The 22,624-nt window shown below is 59.3% G+C and carries 18 protein-coding genes and 3 pseudogenes; 18 read left to right on the top strand and 3 right to left on the bottom strand.

Annotation, left to right across the window (positions count from 1 at the left end; all coding sequences use genetic code 11):
* Positions 1-34: 34 nt before the first annotated feature.
* Positions 35-1,189 (bottom strand): methionine adenosyltransferase, encoded by a 1,155-nt coding sequence (metK, locus tag AAHB66_RS19430; protein ID WP_337017038.1) that lies wholly within the window; start codon positions 1,187-1,189, stop codon positions 35-37.
* A gap of 660 nt (positions 1,190-1,849) precedes the next feature.
* Between metK and yqgB the strand changes: the two genes are divergently transcribed.
* The 3 genes from yqgB to speB all read left to right on the top strand — a co-directional run bounded on the left by yqgB (position 1,850) and on the right by speB (position 5,175).
* Positions 1,850-1,981: an acid stress response protein YqgB gene (yqgB, locus tag AAHB66_RS19425; protein ID WP_127472193.1), complete on the top strand. Its 132-nt coding sequence runs from the start codon at positions 1,850-1,852 to the stop codon at positions 1,979-1,981.
* An 8-nt stretch (positions 1,982-1,989) separates the two neighbouring features.
* A complete protein-coding gene (gene speA / locus AAHB66_RS19420) occupies positions 1,990-3,966 on the top strand; it encodes a biosynthetic arginine decarboxylase (RefSeq protein WP_347114134.1) in 1,977 nt (658 codons plus the stop codon).
* A gap of 288 nt (positions 3,967-4,254) precedes the next feature.
* Entirely contained in the window at positions 4,255-5,175 is a 921-nt protein-coding gene (speB, locus tag AAHB66_RS19415; protein WP_014071686.1) for an agmatinase, read from the top strand.
* A 3-nt stretch (positions 5,176-5,178) separates the two neighbouring features.
* On the opposite strand, the gene AAHB66_RS19410 is transcribed toward speB, so the two are convergent.
* Positions 5,179-6,390, bottom strand: a complete 1,212-nt coding sequence (locus tag AAHB66_RS19410; protein WP_347116525.1) for an MFS transporter — start codon at positions 6,388-6,390, stop codon at positions 5,179-5,181.
* Between the two features lie 414 nt (positions 6,391-6,804).
* Here AAHB66_RS19410 and AAHB66_RS19405 point away from each other — a divergent pair, with 414 nt between their 5' ends.
* The 14 genes and pseudogenes from AAHB66_RS19405 (at position 6,805) to AAHB66_RS19340 (ending at position 19,503) form a co-directional block, all read left to right on the top strand.
* Complete coding sequence (locus AAHB66_RS19405) at positions 6,805-7,128, top strand: non-heme iron oxygenase ferredoxin subunit (RefSeq protein WP_013098654.1); 324 nt, start codon at positions 6,805-6,807, stop codon at positions 7,126-7,128.
* Positions 7,125-7,433 carry a recombinase-like helix-turn-helix domain-containing protein gene (locus AAHB66_RS19400; protein WP_347114133.1) on the top strand — a complete coding sequence of 103 codons (309 nt, stop codon included), beginning with the start codon at positions 7,125-7,127 and terminating at the stop codon, positions 7,431-7,433. Before AAHB66_RS19405 ends, AAHB66_RS19400 begins: the two co-directional genes overlap by 4 nt.
* Before the next feature lie 10 nt (positions 7,434-7,443).
* Positions 7,444-8,466 (top strand): aromatic ring-hydroxylating dioxygenase subunit alpha, encoded by a 1,023-nt coding sequence (locus AAHB66_RS19395; protein ID WP_347114131.1) that lies wholly within the window; start codon positions 7,444-7,446, stop codon positions 8,464-8,466.
* Positions 8,466-9,216 (top strand): annotated as a pseudogene (locus AAHB66_RS19390) (SDR family oxidoreductase). The gene AAHB66_RS19395 and the pseudogene AAHB66_RS19390 overlap by 1 nt, the downstream one beginning before the upstream one ends.
* A gap of 12 nt (positions 9,217-9,228) precedes the next feature.
* On the top strand, positions 9,229-10,017 hold the full coding sequence (locus tag AAHB66_RS19385; protein WP_347114129.1) for an IclR family transcriptional regulator: 789 nt from the start codon (positions 9,229-9,231) through the stop codon (positions 10,015-10,017).
* A 78-nt stretch (positions 10,018-10,095) separates the two neighbouring features.
* A pseudogene (locus AAHB66_RS19380) lies at positions 10,096-11,007 on the top strand (VOC family protein); the annotation flags it as partial.
* 12 nt (positions 11,008-11,019) lie between these two features.
* Positions 11,020-12,207, top strand: coding sequence for an FAD-dependent oxidoreductase (locus AAHB66_RS19375; protein WP_347116523.1), 1,188 nt, complete (start codon positions 11,020-11,022; stop codon positions 12,205-12,207).
* Positions 12,208-12,233: 26 nt separating this feature from the next.
* Positions 12,234-13,490: an MFS transporter gene (locus AAHB66_RS19370; RefSeq protein ID WP_347114127.1), complete on the top strand. Its 1,257-nt coding sequence runs from the start codon at positions 12,234-12,236 to the stop codon at positions 13,488-13,490.
* A gap of 10 nt (positions 13,491-13,500) precedes the next feature.
* The gene (locus tag AAHB66_RS19365; RefSeq protein ID WP_347114126.1) at positions 13,501-14,031 is read left to right on the top strand and encodes a cupin domain-containing protein; all 531 of its coding nucleotides are present in this window, start codon (positions 13,501-13,503) and stop codon (positions 14,029-14,031) included.
* A gap of 9 nt (positions 14,032-14,040) precedes the next feature.
* Complete coding sequence (locus tag AAHB66_RS19360) at positions 14,041-14,811, top strand: alpha/beta hydrolase (RefSeq protein ID WP_347114124.1); 771 nt, start codon at positions 14,041-14,043, stop codon at positions 14,809-14,811.
* Entirely contained in the window at positions 14,795-15,589 is a 795-nt protein-coding gene (locus AAHB66_RS19355; protein ID WP_347114122.1) for an SDR family oxidoreductase, read from the top strand. The genes AAHB66_RS19360 and AAHB66_RS19355 overlap by 17 nt, the downstream gene beginning before the upstream one ends.
* 9 nt (positions 15,590-15,598) lie before the next feature.
* Positions 15,599-16,369 carry an aspartate dehydrogenase gene (locus AAHB66_RS19350; RefSeq protein WP_347114121.1) on the top strand — a complete coding sequence of 257 codons (771 nt, stop codon included), beginning with the start codon at positions 15,599-15,601 and terminating at the stop codon, positions 16,367-16,369.
* Positions 16,370-16,378: 9 nt separating this feature from the next.
* A pseudogene (locus AAHB66_RS19345) lies at positions 16,379-17,849 on the top strand (aldehyde dehydrogenase).
* Between the two features lie 13 nt (positions 17,850-17,862).
* A complete protein-coding gene (locus AAHB66_RS19340) occupies positions 17,863-19,503 on the top strand; it encodes a thiamine pyrophosphate-binding protein (RefSeq protein WP_347114120.1) in 1,641 nt (546 codons plus the stop codon).
* Between the two features lie 48 nt (positions 19,504-19,551).
* On the opposite strand, the gene AAHB66_RS19335 is transcribed toward AAHB66_RS19340, so the two are convergent.
* Positions 19,552-20,310 carry a M48 family metallopeptidase gene (locus AAHB66_RS19335; protein ID WP_347114118.1) on the bottom strand — a complete coding sequence of 253 codons (759 nt, stop codon included), beginning with the start codon at positions 20,308-20,310 and terminating at the stop codon, positions 19,552-19,554.
* A 280-nt stretch (positions 20,311-20,590) separates the two neighbouring features.
* Between AAHB66_RS19335 and tkt the strand changes: the two genes are divergently transcribed.
* Positions 20,591-22,582 carry a transketolase gene (tkt, locus tag AAHB66_RS19330; protein WP_347114116.1) on the top strand — a complete coding sequence of 664 codons (1,992 nt, stop codon included), beginning with the start codon at positions 20,591-20,593 and terminating at the stop codon, positions 22,580-22,582.
* Positions 22,583-22,624 lie beyond the last annotated feature (42 nt).

Here is a 22,624-nt window from a genome sequence, read left to right as displayed (position 1 = left end):
ACGGGGCTGGCCTTTCAGAAGCGCTGTCAGTCGATTATTTCAGACCGGCAGCTTCACGCAGCTGGGCGGCTTTGTCGGTTTTTTCCCATGGGAAATGTTCGCGACCAAAGTGACCGTAAGCAGCGGTTTCTTTGTAGATTGGGTGCAGCAGATCCAGCATCTGGATCAGGCCGTATGGACGCAGATCGAAGAACTCGCGCACCAGCAGGGTCAGCTGCTCAGAGGACACTTTTTCGGTACCAAAGGTTTCAACCATGATGGAGGTCGGTTCTGCTACGCCGATGGCGTAGGAGACCTGGATCTCACAGCGGTCAGCCAGACCGGCGGCAACGATGTTCTTGGCAACATAACGCGCTGCGTAGGCTGCGGAACGGTCAACTTTAGACGGATCCTTACCGGAGAAGGCACCGCCACCGTGACGCGCCATGCCGCCGTAGGTATCAACGATGATCTTACGACCGGTCAGACCGCAGTCGCCCATTGGCCCACCGATAACAAAGCGGCCCGTTGGGTTGATGAAGTATTTGGTAGAGGCGTTCAGCCACTCGGTCGGCAGAACCGGCTTGATGATCTCTTCCATCACCGCTTCCTGCAGGGATTTCTGGTCGATATCTTCAGCGTGCTGAGTTGACAGAACTACCGCGTCGATGCCGACAATTTTGCCGTCGTCGTACTGGAACGTGACCTGGCTTTTCGCATCCGGACGCAGCCACGGCAGGGTGCCGTTTTTACGCACTTCAGCCTGACGCTGCACCAGACGGTGAGCATAGGTGATTGGCGCTGGCATCAGCACGTCGGTTTCGTTGGTTGCATAACCAAACATCAGGCCCTGGTCGCCCGCGCCCTGCTCCAGCGGATCGGCACGGTCAACGCCCTGGTTGATGTCCGGGGACTGTTTGCCAATGGCGCTCAGTACGGCGCACGAGTTGGCATCAAAGCCCATATCAGAATGCACATAGCCGATTTCACGCACGGTGTTACGGGTGATCTCTTCGATATCAACCCATGCACTGGTGGTGATTTCACCGCCAACCATTACCATGCCGGTTTTGACATAGGTCTCACAGGCGACGCGCGCTTTAGGATCCTGCTCAAGGATCGCATCCAGTACGGCATCGGAGATTTGGTCAGCAATTTTATCAGGATGTCCTTCTGATACAGACTCGGACGTAAACAGGTGTTTTGCCATGTTTTAATTTACCTAAGGAGAATTTGTTTAGCTCAAACTGTCGTGTGGGGTCGCCGAGGCAGCTTTTTCCACCAGGACTTGCAGATGATGACACTGGCAGTCTGAGTGTTAATCAGTATGGATGGATTAACATCTGGACGGCTATTTTAGGTCACTTCTTCGCCCGATTTCCAGCTTTTTTTATATATGCGCTTACGGCCCTGAAAACCCGAGTGGAAATTTTTGCTGACGGTCCCGGCAATGCGCACATTTATATTTTGCATTTTCCCCGTCTTGTCGGTATAAAACGCGGCGCGCGGCTCATACAAAAAAGCACACGACGTTTCTTCGTGTCGCCACTTCCAGCCGGGTAAAGCAGTGAACTTTTAGCTTTAACTTGTCGCGAGTTTTATCAGGCTTGCGTGGAGGTGATACGAGATAATGAACCGTCGTTTTCCGCTTAGTCAGTTCTGCCTTTCAGGCCGGAACATGCTCCCCGCCATTCGCATTTCTAATCTGCAAACCTGCCGATGTTATACCCATCTCGGCGCTTCTCAGGATTCCAGGGCAGGCACTACGCTTTGTGAAGACTGAACAAGGGCGCTCTTGTAAATACAAGAGTTTTCTCGTGGTTTCGCCGGACCTTGTCATACAGAGTTCGGATACGTGTTTTACAATGATATGAATAAGAAACCGGTCGCACGCCCCGGCTTTCAGCATTCTGTGCTGGAAATCCGGTCGGATAATGGGTTGTTATCGCAGATTGACGCTGCGATAGTAGTCAACTGTTTTACACTGAATAGTAAGAGTTGAGGTTCGCTATGTCTGACGACATGTCTTCGTTTTCGCCTTCGTCAGCAGGCGAACAGGGTGTACTACGTTCTATGCAGGAGGTTGCGATGAGCTCCCAGGAAGCCAGCAAGATGCTGCGCACTTACAATATTGCCTGGTGGGGCAATAACTACTACGACGTCAACGAACTGGGCCATATCAGCGTTTGCCCGGATCCTGACGTACCGGAAGCGCGCGTCGATCTCGCTAAGCTGGTGAAAGCGCGCGAAGCGCAGGGGCAGCGTCTGCCTGCACTGTTCTGCTTCCCGCAGATCCTGCAGCACCGTCTGCGTTCCATTAACGCCGCCTTCAAACGCGCGCGTGAATCTTACGGTTACAACGGCGACTATTTCCTGGTCTATCCGATCAAGGTGAACCAGCATCGTCGCGTTATCGAATCCTTAATTCACTCCGGCGAACCGCTGGGGCTGGAAGCCGGTTCCAAAGCGGAGCTGATGGCGGTACTGGCCCATGCCGGAATGACCCGCTCGGTGATCGTTTGTAACGGCTATAAAGACCGTGAATACATTCGTCTGGCGCTGATCGGCGAGAAGATGGGCCACAAGGTCTATCTGGTCATCGAGAAGATGTCCGAGATTAATATCGTGCTGGAAGAGGCCGAGCGTCTGAACGTGATACCGCGTCTTGGCGTGCGTGCGCGTCTGGCCTCGCAGGGCTCCGGTAAGTGGCAGTCCTCCGGCGGTGAAAAATCCAAATTCGGCCTCGCAGCGAACCAGGTTCTGCAGCTGGTCGAAATCATGCGTGAGCGTGGTCGTCTGGACAGCATTCAGCTCCTGCACTTCCACCTCGGTTCGCAGATGGCCAACATCCGCGATATCGCCACCGGCGTGCGCGAGTCGGCCCGTTTCTACGTCGAGCTGCACAAGCTGGGTGTGAACATCCAGTGCTTCGACGTGGGCGGCGGTCTGGGCGTGGACTATGAAGGGACCCGCTCGAAGTCCGACTGTTCGGTGAACTATGGTCTGAACGAGTACGCCAACAATATTATCTGGGCGATTGGCGATGCCTGTGAAGAGAACGGTCTGCCGCACCCGACGGTGATCACCGAGTCCGGACGTGCGGTTACCGCGCACCACACGGTGCTGGTGTCTAACATCATCGGCGTTGAGCGCAACGAATACACCGAAGCCACACCGCCGGAAGACGATGCACCGCGCGCGCTGCAAAGCATGTGGGAAACCTGGATTGAGATGCACGAGCCAGGTACACGTCGTTCCCTGCGCGAGTGGCTGCACGACAGCCAGATGGACCTGCACGATATTCATACCGGCTATTCATCCGGAACATACAGCCTGCAGGAGCGTGCCTGGGCCGAGCAGCTGTATCTCAACATGTGCCACGAAGTGCAGAAACAGCTCGACCCGAGCAACCGCGCGCACCGTCCGATTATCGACGAGCTGCAGGAGCGTATGGCGGACAAAATGTACGTCAACTTCTCCCTGTTCCAGTCGATGCCGGATGCATGGGGTATCGATCAGCTGTTCCCGGTCCTGCCGCTGGAAGGCTTGAATCAGGTGCCTGAGCGCCGTGCGGTGCTGCTGGATATCACCTGTGATTCCGACGGGGCTATCGATCACTACATCGACGGTGACGGGATCGCCACCACCATGCCGATGCCGGAGTACGATCCGGAGAACCCGCCAATGCTGGGCTTCTTTATGGTCGGGGCCTATCAGGAGATTCTGGGCAACATGCACAACCTGTTCGGGGATACCGAAGCGGTTGACGTGTTTGTCTTCCCTGACGGCAACGTGGAAGTGGAGCTCTCTGACGAGGGCGACACCGTGGCGGATATGCTGCAGTACGTGCAGCTGGATCCGAACAAGCTGCTGACCCAGTTCCGCGATCAGGTGAAAAAGACCGATCTGGACGATACCCTGCAGAAACAGTTCCTGGAAGAGTTTGAAGCGGGTCTGTACGGCTACACGTATCTGGAAGACGAGTAAAAAAAACCTCCCTCTCCCTGTGGGAGAGGGTCGGGGTGAGGGCATCAGGCTACAGCGTTGCTGATGCCCGGTGGCGCTGCGCTTACCGGGCCTACAAATGTAGGCCGGATAAGGCGAAGCCGCCATCCGGCAGATTGCTATACTCACTTGAACCCGTACGAAATAGCAGCGATAATCCGCCGCAACAGGCACTATTCGAATCAATCCCTTCCTCGTCGGGTTTAACGACGCGGAGGGGATTTTTTTTCATCTATTTTTAATGCACCGACGTTATAAAGAGGTCAGGACATGAGCACTTTAGGGCATCAGTACGATAACTCCCTGGTATCGAACGCTTTTGGTTTTTTACGCCTTCCGATGAACTTCCAGCCGTACGACAGCGATGCGGACTGGGTGATCACCGGTGTGCCATTTGATATGGCGACATCCGGCCGTGCCGGTGGCCGTCACGGCCCGGCAGCGATCCGTCAGGTCTCCACCAACCTGGCCTGGGAGCACAACCGTTTCCCGTGGAACTTCGACATGCGCGAGCGCCTGAACGTGGTTGACTGCGGCGACCTGGTATATGCCTTCGGTGACGCGCGTGAAATGAGCGAAAAACTGCAGGCCCACGCCGAGAAGCTGCTGGCTGCCGGCAAGCGTATGCTCTCCTTCGGGGGTGACCATTTCGTGACCCTGCCGCTGCTGCGTGCTCACGCGAAGCATTTCGGTAAGATGGCGCTGGTGCATTTCGATGCTCATACCGACACCTATGCGAACGGCTGCGAATTCGACCACGGCACCATGTTCTTCACCGCGCCAAACGAAGGCCTGATCGATCCAAACCACTCCGTGCAGATCGGTATTCGTACCGAGTTCGATAAAGACAACGGCTTCACCGTGCTGGACGCGGGCCAGGTGAACGATCGCGGCGTGGATGACATCATCGCGCAGGTGAAGCAGATTGTTGGCGATATGCCGGTATACCTGACCTTCGACATCGACTGTCTGGATCCAGCCTTTGCGCCTGGCACCGGCACCCCGGTGATCGGCGGCCTGACCTCCGATCGCGCCATTAAGCTGGTACGTGGTCTGAAAGATCTGAACATCGTGGGCATGGACGTGGTAGAAGTGGCCCCGGCTTACGACCAGTCCGAGATCACCGCGCTGGCCGCGGCGACCCTGGCTCTGGAAATGCTCTACATCCAGGCGGCGAAGAAAGGCGAATAAGCCTTACGCGCTAATTGCTGCTGCGCGACGCATGCGCAGCAGCAACATTCCGCCCGCCAGCAGGGTGATAGCCTGAGAGACCACCAGAACCGAAAAGCCGGAACTGACCGACCCGACCGATCTCATCACCATCCCCATCAGCAGCGGAATAAAGGCCGCGCAGATATTGCCGATCCCATTGATGATCCCGTACGCGCTTCCCACCGCTTCCCGCGCGGCATGGTGCTGGATCACCGCCGGAATAGCCGCCCCCTGAAGCCCCCAGAAGACGTTAGCCGAGAGCATAAACAGCGCCAGCCATGCCGGCTGATGGCTCAGCATCAGCGCAACCACCGACAGCGCCGTCAGCAACCCGCCTACCACAAACAGCACCGGCGCCTGTTCCGGACGCATTTTGTCGAGCAACACGCCGCCGAGGAATTTCGAGCCAAGGCTTAGCAGGAAGGGGATGGCCGCAAGCCAGCCCGTCGCGTGCAGCGAGAAGTGGTGCTCATCGCGCAGCCATGCCGGCAGCCACGCGCTGCTGCCCCAGAGATAGCTCAGCGTGGCGATTTCCACCAGCAGGATCCATCCGAGCAGCGGCGTTTTCCAGGCCAGCGTAAAGGTCTGCATAAACCCCGGTTTTTTCCTCTTCACCGGGCTGCGTGGCGCTGGCAGAAAACGCCAGATAAGACCGCCGCCGAGTACCAGGTTCATTACCGCCAGCGCGTAAAATGACCCGGCCCAGCCCAGATGCGCCATCAGCCAGGTGACCAGCGGAAAGCCGATGGCCAGCCCGAGAGAGACGCCGAGCGCGGTCACGGCGTTGGGTTTACCTATCTCCTCCGGGCTAAAGTTGTCACTGATAAACCGCGTTTTCAGGGAAAAGAGCGGCCCTTCGGCAATACCCAAAATCACGCGGGCGATGAGCATGCCCATCAGCGAGCCTAACAGCGGAGAGATGGCGCACACCACGGCCCATATCGCAATACTGATTAATAGTCCCCGTCGGTAATGCAGTTTGCTTTCAATAACCGGCGTTAATAATAAAGCGGAAAAACCATAACCCAGAAGAAAGCAGGTCATGAGCATTCCTTGTAACATTCTGTTTTCATTTAACTGAAAATGATCGGCAAATTCCGGGTTTAAAATCATCACCGAGATATTCACCCGGTCGACGTAGGAAATAATAATCAGTAATAACAGTGCGATTGTGCCTTGCCATCTTGCCGTCATCATGCCCGCCTTAAGTTTTTATCTCTTTATATTTTTATCAATGTGATTGTTACGCAGGTAAAATGGTTCACCTGTGAAACTCATTGTTTGTAAAGATTATTTTAAAAATAAGTTTCACTGGTGAAACACCGCTCAGACTCTTTCTTTTATTTTTAAGGAGTAAAATGAAAAGAAGTCAATATCATTTTTGCAATTTTAAAGGGCATCAATAAAACGTATTCATTCACGGCTTAATAATGAAAATTTCATATCGCTGCATTTTTTCGTGATCCTTTGCACACTTAACTAATTAATTGCCATTCAATTAACAAATTCGTCACATTGCCGCTTGACGAAACATTCATCGCTTTTATATTGACCGTATTAAATAAGAAACAGAGTTTCATATATGAAACAAAAGCCTGGAGGATCGTGATGAGCTGGATAGGCGTATGTGACGCAGAACAAGTACAGGAAGATTTCCCTTTTAGCGGTAACGTTGAGGGCAAAGAGATCGGTGTTTATTTGATTGACGGTGAGTATTACGCCCTTGAAGACGTATGCCCGCACGCCTATGCGCTGCTGAGCCAGGGCTTCGTGGAAGACGGTAAAGTGGAATGCCCGCTGCACGAGGCGGTTTTCGACGTTAAAACCGGCCAGTGCCTGCACGGCCCCGGCGGTCGTAACCTTAACCGCTACCCGGTTCGGGTCTTTGAAAACCAAATCCAGATTACCTTCGTCGAGGAGACCGTGGCATGAGCGACACCCTGAACTTCAATCCGGCGCTGCCGGAAAGCCGTCAGTTTACCCCTCCCGCAGAGGGCGGTAACGGCGCCATCCATAAGCCGGGTGATTACACCAACCTGATCTGGCAAACCCGCAGCCGCGAACCGGAAAACTGGGAAGTGAACCTGATCGCCACGCTGGAAGATCTCTTCGAACAGGGCGCGGAAACTTTGCCTGAGCTGGTTAACGGGCTGAACGCGATGCGCATGCACGATCTGCAGGGCGAGCCGTGGAGCGAGACCAGCTTCCAGGCATTCTTACAGGTTAACGGCTACTGAGGACAACGCGATGACGACTACCGTACAAAACTATCTCGATAAAGGTCTGCGTGGGCTCTGGTATCCGGTGCTGGCCAGCTGGGAAGTGCAGTCTGCGCCGGTGGGCATTACCCGCCTGGGCGAGCAGATTGTGGTCTGGCGTAACAAAGACGGCCAGGTACAGGCGCTGGAAGACCGCTGTCCGCACCGCGGCGCGCGGCTGTCGATGGGCTGGAACCTCGGGGACCGCATCGCCTGCTGGTATCACGGCGTGGAAGTGGCGGGCAACGGCGAAGTGAAAGATGTGCCCGCCGTGGATAAATGTCCGCTGGTTGGCCAGCAGTGCGTGCGCAGCTACAACGTGCAGGAGGCGCACGGCGCTATCTTCCTGTGGTTCGGCGTTACCGCTGACCAGCAGCCGGACGAACTGACCTTCCCGGATGAACTCGCCGATACGGACGACTTCAGCAACTTCCTCTGTACCGCCGCATGGAAATGCAATTACCAGTACGCGCTGGAAAACGTGATGGACCCGATGCATGGCACCTATCTGCACTCCTCCTCGCACTCGATGGCGGAAGGGGACCGCAAGGCCGACATGGTACTGCAGCCAACCAAAACCGGCTTCATCTTTGAGAAGAAAGGCCAGAGCGGCATCAACTTCGACTGGGTGGAGCTGGGCAACAGCGGCACCTGCTGGATGCGTCTCTCCATTCCGTATAAAAAGCGTTTCGGGCCGGGCGGCCACTTCTTTATCGTCGGCATGGTGGTGCCGGAAGATAACGACAACTGCCGCGTCTTCTTCTGGCGCATCCGCCGCGTACAAGGGTGGCAGCGCGATATGTGGCGCTTCATGTACCGCAATCGTCTGGAAAAACTGCACTGGGAAGTGCTGGAGCAGGACCGCGTAGTGCTGGAAAGCCTGGCGCCAAACGCCCGCGACCATGAATACCTTTATCAACACGACGTCGGCCTCTCCCGCCTGCGCCGCATGATGCAAAAGGCCGCCAAAGAGCAGCTGGCGATGCGCGAAGCGCAGCAGGGAGCCGCCTGATGAACGGGCTGTTGAGCGGAAAACGCATCGTTGTGACCGGCGCCGCGCGCGGGCTGGGCTATCACTTTGCCAAAGCCTGCGCGGAGCAGGGCGCGGCGGTGGTGATGTGCGACATCCTGAAAGGCGAGCTGGCTGAGAGCGCGCACGGGTTAAGTGAGCAAGGCTATGCGATCGAATCCCACGTTATCGATCTGGCCGATCCGCACTCCATCGAGCAGGTCTTCAGCGCCATTGGCGAGCAGGGGCAGATTGACGGGCTGGTGAACAACGCGGCGATGGCCACCGGCGTGGGCGGTAAAAACATGCTCGATTACGATCCGGATCTCTGGGATCGGGTGATGAGCGTGAACGTTAAAGGCACCTGGCTGGTGACCCGTGCTGCAGTGCCGCTGCTGCGCGAAGGGGCGGGGATCGTGAACGTGGCCTCCGACACCGCGCTGTGGGGCGCGCCGCGCCTGATGGCCTATGTCGCCAGCAAGGGGGGCCGTGATTGCCATGACCCGCTCAATGGCGCGCGAGCTGGGTGAAAAACGCATTCGCATCAACGCCATCGCCCCGGGGCTCACCCGCGTCGAGGCAACCGAATATGTGCCCGCCGAACGGCATCAGCTCTACGAAAACGGCCGCGCGTTAACGGGCGCACAGCAGCCGGAGGATGTCACCGGCAGCGTGGTCTGGCTGTTAAGCGATCTGTCGCGGTTCATCACCGGACAGCTTATCCCGGTCAACGGCGGTTTTGTCTTTAACTAAGGTATGGCGATTATGGCAAACGATCAGGAAGTGAAGTATCTGGTGCCGGGGCTGGAGCGCGGTTTACAGCTGCTGTTGGCCTTTGGCGAGCAGCATCGCGATCTGACCTTTGCCGAGCTGCACCGGCTGGTGGATATGCCGAAGGCCACCGCCTACCGCGTGGTCCAGACGCTGGAGTACATGGGCTTTCTGGAGCGTAACGCGCGCACCAATACCTTCTCGCTGGGCATGAACGTGCTGCGTCTGGGCTTTGAGTACATCGCCTCGCTGGACGTGGCGCAGGTCGGCCAGCCGGTGATCGAACAGCTGCGCGACCTGAGCCAGTGCAGCAGCCATCTGGCGATCCGCGACGGACGCGACATCATCTACGTTGCCCGCGTCAGCGCCGCCGGGTCGCGCATCAATCAGGTCAGCATTGGTACCCGTTTACCGGTGCACTGCACGTCCCTGGGACGCATGCTGTTGACCGATATTTCCCGCGCCGATTTTGAACACCTGTTCCCGCACGAACGCCTGCCGGGCAACACGCCGGGGCAGCTCCACGACCGCGAAGCCCTGTGGCAGATGGTGCAGCAGGACAAAGCGCGCGGGTATGTGATCGGCGAATCCTTCTTCCGCCACGGCATCTCCTCCATCGTCTACCCGGTGTATGACCGCAGCGGACGGGTGGCGGCGGTGGTGAGCATTCTGGTGCCGTCGGAAGAGATCCCGCAAACCGACCGCGAGCGCCTGCAAAACGACGTCCGTCTGGCGGCGGATAAAATCTCTGGCTTCTTAGGGTATTTGTCACAGGCCAGTTAAATCAGTGAGTTAACGTCAGGCGCTTGACTGCGTCGGGCATGTTTTACGCCCAATTTGGGCCAGATGAGGCAACGAACGATGAGTGTAACCGGAATTGAAAAGCTGGAATTTGGCGTGGAAGACCTGACGCACTGCGCCAAATTTATGCGTGATTTTGGCCTGACGGGCGATGCCAGCGGCCAGCGTTTTACCACCTTAAGCGGCGCGCGTGTGGAACTTAACCCCATCGACAGCCCCGACCTGCCGCCGGCCTTTGAAGCGGGCAACACCCTGCGCCGCATGACCTGGGCGGTGGCCACGCAGGGCGATCTGGATGCGCTGCGCCCGAAGCTTGCGCAGCAGCCCGGTTTTCGCGAGGTGGGCGGCGCGCTGGAGTGTCTCGACCCGAACGGCATGACGCTGCGCGTGCAGGTCAGCCAGCAGACTGACGTAGAGCTGTACGTCGAGCCGATCAACCAGTGGGGCGATGCCCGCCGTATCGACACCCCGAGCCCGGTTTATGACCGTGCCCAGCCGATTAACGTCGGGCACGTGGTGTTCTTCGTGGAGGAGCTGGCGGCAGTGGAAAAATTCTATCGCGAAGTGCTTGGCTTCCAGGTCTCGGATCGCTACATCAACCGCGCCGTGTTTCTGCGCTGCGGCGTGCGCGGCGGCCATCACAACCTGTTCCTGCTGCAGCTGCCGAACCGCAAGCGCGGCCTGAACCACGTGGCCTTTACCGTGCGCGATATTCATGAAGTGATCGGCGGCGGGATTGCGATGAACAAAAACGACTGGAGCACCTTTATTGGGCCGGGCCGCCATCCGGTGTCGTCGGCCTACTTCTGGTACGTCAACAGTCCGACCGGCGGCGCGTTTGAGTATTACACCAATGACGATTACCTGACCGAAAACTGGCAGCCGCGCGAGCTGGAGCACTCCCTTATCTCCTTTACCGAATGGGCGGTGGAAGGCGGGATTGACCACGACACGCGCCGTCAGCAGAAAAAAGCCGGAGGCGGTATGACCTCGCGCATTGTCATTATCGGCGGCGGTCAGGCGGGCGGCTGGGCGTCGAAGACCCTGCGCGACCAGGGCTTTGACGGCGAGATTTGCGTGGTGGCGGAAGAGGAATGGGATTTCTACGAGCGCCCGCCGCTGTCAAAAGCGTCTCTGCTGGAGCCGGACGCAACCCTCCCGCGCCTGTTTACCGAAGAGGCGCAGCAGACGTTGAACCTCAGCTGGTACCGTCCGCTGCGTGCTGAACAGATCGATCGCGAGGCGAAAACGATCGTTTTGAGCAACGGTGAGCATCTTAGTTACAACATGCTTTTGCTTGCCACCGGTGGGCGGGCGCGCCTGCCGGGCGAGGCGTGGGCGAAGCATCCTCAGGTCTTTACCCTGCGTCACTGGCAGGACGCGCAGCGCCTGAAGCGTCGCCTGACGGAAAGTCAAAACCTGGCGATTATTGGCGGCGGCTGGATCGGCCTGGAGATTGCCGCTTCCGCGCGTAAAAGCGGCGTGGCGGTCACGCTGTTCGAGCAGCAGCCTGCGCTGTGTATGCGTTCGGTGAGCGGTGAGGTGTCTCAGCAGTTAGAAAAGATCCATCGCGAGCAGGGCGTGGATATCCGCACCGGCTGCGGCGCGCTGGAGCTCGAAGATAGCAACGGCCTGCCGGTCATCCACTGCGACGGTAAACGGGAAACCTTTGATGCGGTGGTGGTGGGGATCGGCGTCGATCTCAATCTCGAGCTGGCGCGCGACGCCGGGCTGAAAACCGGGCGCGGGATCGTTGTGGATGCCCAGGGCCGTACCTCGGATCCGTTTATCTTCGCCGCGGGCGACGTCGCACAGCATCATCACCACGGTTTGTGCATCCAGTCATGGGCGTTTGCCCAGAACCAGGCGGTGGCGACGGCGAAGGCGATGCTCAACCCCAATGCGCCAGGCTACGACGACGCACCGTGGCTGTGGTCGGATCAATACCAGCACAATATTCAGATCCTCGGCATTCCGCAGCCGGGGAGCAGCACGATAGTGCGTGAGGACAGGCTGTTCTTCTCGCTGGACGCGAACGGGCGGCTGACGCAGCTGGTGGCGTTCAACGATGCGCGTACCGTCAAGCTGGCGAAGCGCTGGATGGCGGCCGGGCGGGATTTATCGGACGTGCCGCTCGCCGATCCGGCCTTTTCACTGATGTCATTGCGATAAAAAAACCGCACCCGTAGGGGGGAGACATGACCACATTAGAGACCAACACCGCGCCCGTTGAGGCCAGCGGTGAGGGCACCCGCACGCCTGAAAAAGCGGTGCGCTGGGCCATTCCGCTGTCGCTTTTGGCCTGCGTGCTGCTGGCGTTTTTCGACAAAATCAGCATTGCGGCGCTGTTTTCTGACGGCCATTTCCAGCAGGCGATGGGCATAGATTTTGACACCACGCGCCTCGGCATTCTGATGAGCGCTTTCCTGCTGAGCTACGGCTTTTCGTCAGTCTTTCTCAGCGGGCTGGGGGACAAAATTGCGCCGCTGCGCCTGCTCACCGGGATGATGGTGGTGTGGTGCGTGCTGATGGTGGCGATGGGCTTTACCCATAACTACACGCTGATGATTGTCCTGCGCATCCTGCTCGGCGTGGCGGAGGGGCCGCTGTTCCCGCTGGCCTTCGCCATCGTGCGCCACAACTTTCCGCAGCATCTGCAGGCGCGCGCCACCATGCTGTGGCTGCTGGGCACGCCCGTTGGCGCGGCGTTGGGTTTCCCGCTCTCCATCTGGCTGCTGAACACCTTCGGCTGGCAGAGCACCTTCTTCGTGATGGCGATGCTTACCGTGCCGGTGCTGCTGTTTGTGCGTATCGGCCTGCGCGGCATCCGGCTGGAGGCGAAACCGACAACATCACAGGCCTCGCAGGATGAACGTCGTGCGGCCCGGCGCGAGCTGTTTATCAGCCCGCACTTCTGGATCATCTGCATCTTTAACATCGCCTTCCTGACCTATCTGTGGGGTATCAACGGCTGGCTGCCGGGCTACCTGATTAAGGGCAAAGGTATTCATCTGGAGCACGCGGGCTGGCTGTCGTCGATGCCGTTTATCGCCATGCTGGCGGGTGAGGTGATCGGCGCCTGGCTCTCGGATCGGGTCGATAAGCGTGCGGCGGCCTGCTTTATCTCAATGGCGGGGGCAGCGGCAGGGCTGGCGGTGGTGATGCATCTTGATACTCCGTTGACCGTTATCGCGGCGATGAGCTTCAGCACCTTTATGTGGGGCACCGGTGCACCCAACATTTTCGCCCTGCTGGCAAAAGCCACCCATCCACGGGTGAGCGCCACGGCGGGCGGCATTTTCAACGGGCTGGGAAACTTTGCGGGCGCGCTGTCGCCGGCGGTGATGGGCGCGCTAATCGCCTACACCCACAGCATGGATTCCGGAATGATTTTTCTGGCGGTGATGGCGGCGGTGGGCTGCGTCCTGTTACTGCCGCTGCTGAGACGTTACTGAGGAGAGTGTTATGACTGATTCAACCGTAACTGCAAAACCAGGCGTTAAACCTGACCATCTGACCATGGAAGAGTGGGTCGAGTCGCGCATTGCGCGCTTCGAAGGCCGTAAATACGACTGGAATGCGCTGAAGTTCCAGGCCGATTTTGACCCGAAATATCGCCGCGCCCAGATGCGCTACATCGGCACCGGCGCCACGGGCGTGGCGAACGACACCAACACCGTACAGGCGGACCATTTTACCTTCTCCACCATGGTGCTGCCGTCGAAGTGTGAAGGGCCACTGCATCTGCACGATGATGTGGAAGAGGTGTTCTTCATGCTCAAAGGGCAGATCACGCTGATGATTCAGGACGGCGATAACTACACCGAAACCGTGCTGCGCGAGCGCGATCTGATTTCCGTTCCGGCGGGGATCTACCGCGGGCTGTTCAACCACGGCGAAGAAGAGGCGCTGATGTGCGTCATGCTGGGTACCAACAAGCCGGAGATCCCAACCTACCCATCCGATCATCCGCTTTCCAAAGTGAAGCGGAACTAAGGGGGCTTCATGACGGAGTTTCGGGAACAGGGCAGCGGTATTCCGCTGATGCTGCTGCACGGTATCAGCTCCGGCGCGGCCTCCTGGCATAAGCAGATGTCGCTGGACGGCTTTCGCGTGCTGGCGTGGGACATGCCCGGCTATGGCGAAAGCCCGATGCTGGCGGTAGAGCGGGCAAACGCCGGTGATTACGCCGACGCGCTGGCGGCGATGCTCGATCGCGCGGGCATCTGGCAGGCTGTGCTGGTCGGCCATTCGCTGGGGGCGCTGGTTGCCAGCGCGTTTGCCGCGAAGTTCCCGGATCGCGTCCTGCACCTGGTGCTGGCGGATGCCGCGCAAGGCTACGGCCAGGCCGCACCGGCGCAGCGCGAGCAGGTCTGGCGCAACCGCGAGCAGCAGATGGCGCTGGGCGGGGAAATCCTCGCCCAGACCCGCGCCGCGAAACTGTTGCGCCCCGGCGCACGTGCGGAGGATATCGCCGTCGTCGCGGCGGGAATGCGCAAGCTTCGCCCGGAAGGCTACCTTGCCGCCGCGTGGATGCTGGCGCACGACGATATTCATGCCTGGCTTGAACGCTACGCGGGCAACTTTGAAGTCTGGTGCGGCGAGCAGGATGCGATCACCCAGCCGGAGCTGGTACAGGGGCTGGCGCTGCGCTACGGCATGCCGTTTATCGCTATTCCGCAGGCCGGACACGCCAGCTATCTCGATAACGACGCGTTTTTTAACCAACAGCTTTTACGCATTAACGAAGAGGTGCGCGATGAATGCACAAATTGATGGACGCGTAGCGGTCGTCACCGGCGGTTCTTCTGGTATTGGCTTTGAAACGCTGCGGCTGCTGCTGGGCGAGGGGGCAAAGGTGGCCTTCTGTGGCCGCGATCCGGACCGTCTCGCCAGCGCCCACGCCGCGCTGCAAAACGACTACCCGGACGGGGAGATTTTCGCTTACCGCTGCGATGTGCTGAAAGCCGACGAGGTGCTGGCGTTTGCCCGTGCCGTGAACGACCGCTTTGGCGCGGCGGATATGCTGATCAACAACGCCGGGCAGGGTTACGTGGCGCACTTCCACGACACCCCGCGCGAGGCATGGCTGCACGAAGCCGAACTCAAACTGTTTGGGGTGATCAACCCGGTGCAGGCGTTTCAGCCTTTGCTGGAGCAGTCAGATATCGCCTCCATCACCTGCGTCAACTCCCTGCTGGCGCTGCAGCCGGAGGAGCACATGATTGCCACCTCCGCCGCCCGCGCGGCGCTGCTGAACATGACGCTGACGCTCTCGAAAGAGCTGGTGGGTAAAGGCATTCGCGTCAATTCCATCCTGCTCGGCATGGTGGAATCGGGCCAGTGGCAGCGCCGCTTTGAGAACCGGGCGGACAAAAGCCAGAGCTGGCCAGAGTGGACGGCGGATATCGCGCGCAAACGCGGCATTCCGATGGCGCGCCTCGGCAAACCGCAGGAGCCCGCGCAGGCGCTGCTGTTCCTCGCCTCGCCGCTGGCCTCGTTTACCACCGGGGCCGCGCTGGACGTTTCCGGCGGTTTCTGCCGCCATCTGTAAGGACGCATCATGAAAAAAATCATGTTAATCGGTTTTGGTGCCATGGCGCAGGCGGTGATTGAGCGTCTGCCTGCCGGTGTGGCTATCGGCTGGATCGTCGCGCGTGAATCTCACCACGCGGCCATTCGCGCGCAGTTTGGCGATGCGGTGGTGGCGCTGACCTCCCCGATGGCGTGCGCCGACACGCCCGATCTGGTGCTGGAGTGCGCCAGCCAGCAGGCGGTGGCGCAGTACGGCGAAGAGATTCTGCGTCGCGGCTGGCATCTGGCGGTCATCTCCACCGGCGCGCTGGCGGACAGTGAACTGGAGCAGCGCCTGCTCAGCGCGGGCGGCAAGCTGACGCTGCTCTCCGGGGCGGTAGCCGGCATCGACGGGCTGGCGGCGGCGAAAGAGGGCGGGCTGGAGCGCGTGACCTATCAGTCGCGTAAAAGCCCGGCCAGCTGGCGCGGCAGCTACGCCGAGCAGCTTATCGATCTTAATTCGGTGTCCGTTGCACAGGTCTTCTTTGAGGGCAGCGCCCGTGAGGCGGCGCGCCTGTTCCCGGCGAACGCCAACGTGGCGGCGACGGTGGCACTTGGCGGCGTAGGGATGGACGACACGCGCGTGCAGCTGATGGTCGACCCGGGAACAAAACGCAACACCCACACGCTGCACGTCGAAGGCGTGTTTGGCGAGTTCCATCTGGAGCTGAGCGGGCTGCCGCTGGCCAGCAACCCGAAAACCTCCACCCTGGCGGCACTGAGCGCGGTCCGCGCCTGTCGCGAGCTGGCCCTGAGCTGAGGAGTGACGATGGACGATCTGAAGATTTTTATTGGCGGCCAGTGGCGACACGGCGGTGGCAATCCGATGCAGAGCCACTTCCCGGCAGACGGGTCGATCAACGCGACGCTGAACGCAGCAAGCCTGGACGATTTGCAGGAAGCCATTGAGGCCGGAGAGCGCGCCTGGCGCAATCCAGACTGGCGCAACAGCCTGCCGCATATGAGAGCCAGGATCCTGCACAAGGTCGCGGATCTGATTGAATCCCGCGTGGACGAGCTGGCGCAAATGCAGAGCCGCGATAACGGCAAGCCGCTGGCGGAGGCGCGTGGGCTGGTGATGAGCGCGGCGGGAACGGCGCGCTACTTCGCTGCCGCCTGCGAGCTGCTGGAAGGGGAACTTCCGACCCCGCGCCAGCAAGATTTGCTGACGCTGAGCCGCTATGAGCCGCTCGGCGTGGTGGCGGCCATCACGCCGTGGAACTCGCCGATTGCCAGCGAGATGCAGAAAGTCGCCCCGGCCATCGCGGCGGGTAACGCGGTGATCCTCAAACCTGCCGAGGCTACGCCGCTGATGGCGCTGGAGCTGGCGCGGATTTTTGAACAGGCCGGGCTGCCCGCCGGGCTGCTGAGCGTACTGCCGGGCAAAGGCTCGGTGATTGGCGATGCGCTGGCGCGTCACCCTAAGGTGCGCAAAATTTCCTTTACCGGCGGCACCACCACGGGACGTCATCTGGCGCACGTGGCGGCGGAAAAACTGATCCCGGCGTCGCTGGAGCTGGGGGGGTAAATCCCCGACCATCGTGCTGGAAGACGCGGACGTTGAGCAGGCCGCGCGCGGGATCTGCTACGGCATTTTCAGCTCGGCAGGGCAGGCGTGCATCGCCGGTTCACGGCTGTTTATCCACCAGAGCATTTACGCCCCGCTGATGGCACGGCTGCTGGAGTTAACCCGGGGTCTGCGCGTCGGCCATCCGTTTACCGACGGCACGCACGTAGGGCCGCTGATTAACGAGAAGCACCGCCAGAGCGTGATGGAGTATGTCGAGCTGGCGAAGCGTGAAGGCGGTCGCGTGCTGTGCGGCGGGGAGATCCCGGCCGATCCCACGCTGGCAAACGGCAGCTTCTTCCAGCCAACCATTATCGAAGGGCTGAGCAACAGCGACCGCGCCTGTCAGGAGGAGATCTTCGGCCCGGTGCTGGTGGCGATGCCGTTTCGCGATGAAGCTGAGCTTATCCGCGAGGCGAACGACTCGGTTTACGGCCTGGCGGCGGGGATCTGGACGCGCGATACCGGGCGCGCCCTGCGTCTGAGCGAGCAGCTGGAGGCGGGTACGGTGTGGATCAACACTTACAAGGTCTTTGCCATTTCGACCCCGTTCGGGGGCTTTAAAGAGAGCGGTCTGGGCCGCGAAAAGGGCATTCAGGGGCTGAAGGCCTGGATGCAGCAAAAGAGCATTTATCTGGCGACGGGTAACAGCGTCAACCACTGGTGCGACTGAGAAAGGGTGAGCAATGAGCGAAATGATAACCGTCGGCGACGCCATCGCCAGAACGCTGGAGCAGTATCAGGTTGAGGCCATCTACGGCGTCATCTCTATTCACAACCTGCCGATCGCCGATGCGGTAGGGCAGCGCGGCAACATCCGCTTTGTGCCCGCACGCGGCGAGGCGGGGTCCGTCACCATGGCCGATGCACACGGGCGGTTTTCCGGTCTCGGCGTGGCGCTGACCAGCACCGGCGCAGGGGCAGGTAACGCGGTAGGCGCGCTGGTAGAGGCGATGAATGCGAATACGCCGCTGCTGCATTTAACCGGTCAGGTGGAAAAAGCCTGGCTGGATGCCGATACCGGCTTTATCCATGAAACGCGCGACCAGCTGACCTTCCTGAAGGCCAGTTCAAAGCGGGCGTACCGCATCAGCAATGCCAACCAGGCAATGGCTATTCTGCATAAAGCCATTCAGGACGCGCAGACCCCGCCGTGCGGGCCGGTCTCTGTTGAAATCCCGATTGATATTCAGGGGGCAAAAATTCCGCTGTCGCTGGTAACGGCGCCTGTGAAACCGGCATCGGTTTCAGCGGTAGATGCCGGAGTGGTTGATGCGCTTTGGGCGCAGCTTAAGCAGGCGAAACAGCCGCTGCTGTGGCTGGGCGGCGGTGCGCTGACATGCGTTGATGCCGTGAAACAGCTGGCGGATGCGGGCCTGACCGTTATCTCCAGCACCCACGCGCGCGGCGTGCTGCCGGACAGCCACCGCGCCAGTCTGCGGGCGTTCCACAACTCGCCGTCCGTTGAAGCGCTTATCGCCCAGTGTGACTTTACGCTGGTCGCCGGTTCACGCCTGCGCAGCAACGAAACGCGCTCCTGGACGCTTGAGCTGCCTTCTCCGCGCGTGCAGATCGATATCGACCCGGCGGCGGCGAGCCGTAATTATCTGATGGATAACACCCTCATTGCCGATTGCTCTGCGCTGTTAACGGCGCTGGCGGCGAAAACGCAGGGCCGCGAATGGGGCAATGCCCGGTGGGATACGCAGGTACAGCAGGCGGTTGAGCAGGCTGAACAGGGGCTTCGCGAGCAGTGCGGCGCCTATGCAAAGCTCAACGACGCCATCGAGAAAGCGCTGCCGGAGGATGGCATGCTGGTGCGCGATATCACCGTTTCCGGCAGCCTGTGGGGCAGCCGCCTGTTCCGCGCCAACGGCCCGCTGATGAACATCCACTCTCTGGCCGGGGCGATAGGCATGGGCCTGCCAATGGCCATCGGCACCGCGATTGCCAACCCGCAGCGTAAAGTGGTGGGGCTGGTGGGGGACGGCGGCCTGAGCCTGAACCTTGGCGAACTGGCGACGCTGGCGCAGGAGAAAGCCAACGTGACGCTGCTGATCATGAACGATGGCGGCTATGGGGTGATGCGCGGCATTCAGGATAAGTATTTCGGCGGGCGTCAGTATTATAACGAGCTGCATACGCCGGACTTTACCCTGCTGGCGCAGGCGATTGGTCTGCAGGCGTGGAGCGTTGAGCGGGCTGAAGATTTTGATGCGGTGATGACGGAAGCGCTGGCGATGCCGGGACCGTCGGTGGTGGAAGTGCGGATGGGGAAGATTGGCGCGCTGAAGTTTGCCGGGCCGCCGCAGAAGACGCTGTACTGATAACGCGTTGTTGCCCGGTGACGCGGTGCGCACCGGGCAGCTGTGCAGTTATTTAATGCCGTCTGTCGCCATGCGATCGCGAATATGTTGCGCACGCTCTGCAGAGGCAGGGTGGTCGTCAAACATTGAGCTTTGACGACCCGCTTCCTGTTGAGCCAGTTTTTCGAAGCTGGTGGCTAAACCTGACGGGTTGATGCCGCGTTTGCGCAACAGATCGTAAGAGTAGTCATCGGCCTCAGATTCCTGACGCTGGGAGAACTGGGAGTTGACCAGTTTTTCACCGAGATCGCCAAGCTGCGACTGGGACAGGCTGCCGACAATGCCGCCGGCAGACGCTGCCGCCACGCGCACCGCATTGGTACCGAGGGCAACCTGCATTCCTTTCTTCACGTGGCCGAGGGCAACGTGACCCATTTCATGCCCGATAACCGCTTCGACTTCGTTGTCGGTCATCATATCCATCAGCCCGCTGTAGACGCGGATACAGCCGTTGGCCATGGCGAAGGCGTTGACGTCTTTGGCCATGTAAACCTTATAGTTCACCGGCTGGCCATTGATGTTGTCGCCAAGGGCAGAAGCAATCTTATCCAGACGCTGAGCGTAGGTGCTGCCAGCCGGGGCGATGGTGGCTTTACCGTCCATCTCCTTACAGGCCTCATCGCTTAATGTTTTAACCTGAGCATCGCTCAGGGAGTAGGCCTGAAACGCCTCTGCCCCGGAGCTCATCAGCCCGCCAGAGTCCATATTCTGACACCCGCTCAGCAGGAGCGTTGTTCCCAGAGCCAGCACTATCGCACGCATTTTCATTTGGTTGCTTCCGCACTCGTTAAACACGATAAATTCTGAAAGTACATCACGGCAGCGAAGCCGGAGTATGGCTAAGTATAAAGAATATAAACGGAGGCGGGCGAGAAGATTGCGCAACGTGCGAGCCTGTTCCAGAGATTTCTTAACCGGCAAAAGAATGGTCCATGTACATGCTTTGTCGCTTGGGTTACATTGTTGGCACTTTTTTCTGGCGTAGCCCAAAACGCGCTGTCGTCAAGCCGAAACGGGTATGGCCTTCAACATCCGATCTGGAGTCAAAATGTCCTCACGTAAAGAGCTTGCCAATGCTATTCGTGCGCTGAGCATGGATGCTGTACAAAAAGCTAAATCCGGTCACCCGGGTGCCCCTATGGGTATGGCTGACATTGCCGAAGTGCTGTGGCGTGATTTCCTGAACCACAACCCGCAGAACCCGGCATGGGCTGACCGCGACCGCTTCGTGCTGTCCAACGGCCACGGCTCCATGCTGATCTACAGCCTGCTGCACCTCACCGGCTATGACCTGCCAATCGAAGAGCTGAAAAACTTCCGTCAGCTGCACTCCAAAACCCCGGGACACCCGGAAGTGGGTTACACCGCAGGTGTCGAAACCACTACCGGTCCGCTGGGTCAGGGTATTGCTAACGCAGTGGGCATGGCGATTGCTGAGAAGACGCTGGCGGCGCAGTTCAACCGTCCGGGTCACGACATTGTTGACCACTTCACCTATGCGTTCCTCGGCGACGGCTGCATGATGGAAGGTATCTCTCACGAGGTATGCTCCCTGGCCGGTACCCTGAAGCTGGGCAAACTGGTTGCGTTCTATGACGACAACGGCATCTCCATCGACGGCCACGTTGAAGGCTGGTTCACCGACGATACCGCAGCACGTTTCGAAGCCTACGGCTGGCACGTGGTGCGTGGCGTTGACGGCCACGATGCGGAAGCGATTAAACGTGCAGTAGAAGAAGCACGCGCTGTGACCGACAAACCGTCCCTGCTGATGTGCAAAACCATCATCGGTTTCGGTTCCCCGAACAAAGCCGGTACCCACGACTCTCACGGTGCACCGCTGGGTGACGCAGAGATCGTTCTGACCCGCGAACAGCTGGGCTGGAAACACGCCGCGTTTGAGATCCCATCTGAGATCTACGCGCAGTGGGATGCTAAAGAAGCCGGTCAGGCAAAAGAAGCCGCCTGGAACGAGAAATTTGCTGCCTACGCTAAAGCCTTCCCACAGGAAGCGGCTGAATACACCCGTCGTATGAAAGGTGACATGCCGTCTGACTTCGACGCGAAAGCGAACGAGTTCATCGCTAAGCTGCAGGCTAACCCGTCCAAGATCGCCAGCCGTAAAGCGTCCCAGAATGCCATCGAAGCTTTCGGTCCGCTGCTTCCAGAATTCCTGGGCGGCTCCGCTGACCTGGCGCCTTCTAACCTGACTATCTGGTCTGGTTCCAAAGCGATCAACGAAGATGCTGCCGGTAACTACATCCATTACGGTGTACGTGAATTCGGTATGACCGCGATTGCCAACGGTATCTCCCTGCACGGTGGTTTCCTGCCGTACACCTCCACCTTCCTGATGTTCGTGGAATATGCCCGTAACGCGGTGCGTATGGCTGCGCTGATGAAACAGCGTCAGGTGATGGTTTACACCCACGACTCCATCGGTCTGGGCGAAGATGGCCCGACTCACCAGCCGGTTGAGCAGGTCGCTTCCCTGCGTGTCACCCCGAACATGTCCACATGGCGTCCATGTGACCAGGTTGAATCCGCGGTAGCGTGGAAATATGGCGTTGAGCGTCAGGACGGCCCGACCGCACTGATCCTCTCCCGTCAGAACCTGGCTCAGCAGGATCGTACCGAAGAGCAGCTGGCGAACATCGCCCGCGGTGGTTACGTGCTGAAAGACTGCGACGGTCAGCCGCAGGTGATCTTCATCGCCACCGGTTCTGAAGTTGAACTGGCCGTTGCGGCCTGGGATCAGCTGGCAGGCGAAGGCGTGAAGGCCCGCGTGGTTTCCATGCCGTCTACCGACGCCTTCGACAAGCAGGACGCGGCTTACCGTGAATCCGTGCTGCCGAAAGCCGTTTCTGCCCGTGTTGCTATCGAAGCGGGTATCGCTGACTACTGGTTCAAATACGTGGGCCTGAACGGCGCAATCGTCGGCATGACCACCTTCGGTGAGTCTGCTCCGGCTGAGCAGCTGTTCGAAGAGTTTGGCTTCACCGTTGAGAACGTGGTCGCAAAAGCGAAAGAACTGCTGTAATCACATAAGCAGAACAAATAAAGGGTCGCGTAAGCGGCCCTT

Source organism: Leclercia sp. S52 (assembly GCF_039727615.1).
Lineage (GTDB): Bacteria > Pseudomonadota > Gammaproteobacteria > Enterobacterales > Enterobacteriaceae > Enterobacter > Enterobacter adecarboxylatus_B.
Note: the sequence above shows the minus strand (reverse complement) of the source record. Positions and strands in the feature narration are given on the sequence as shown.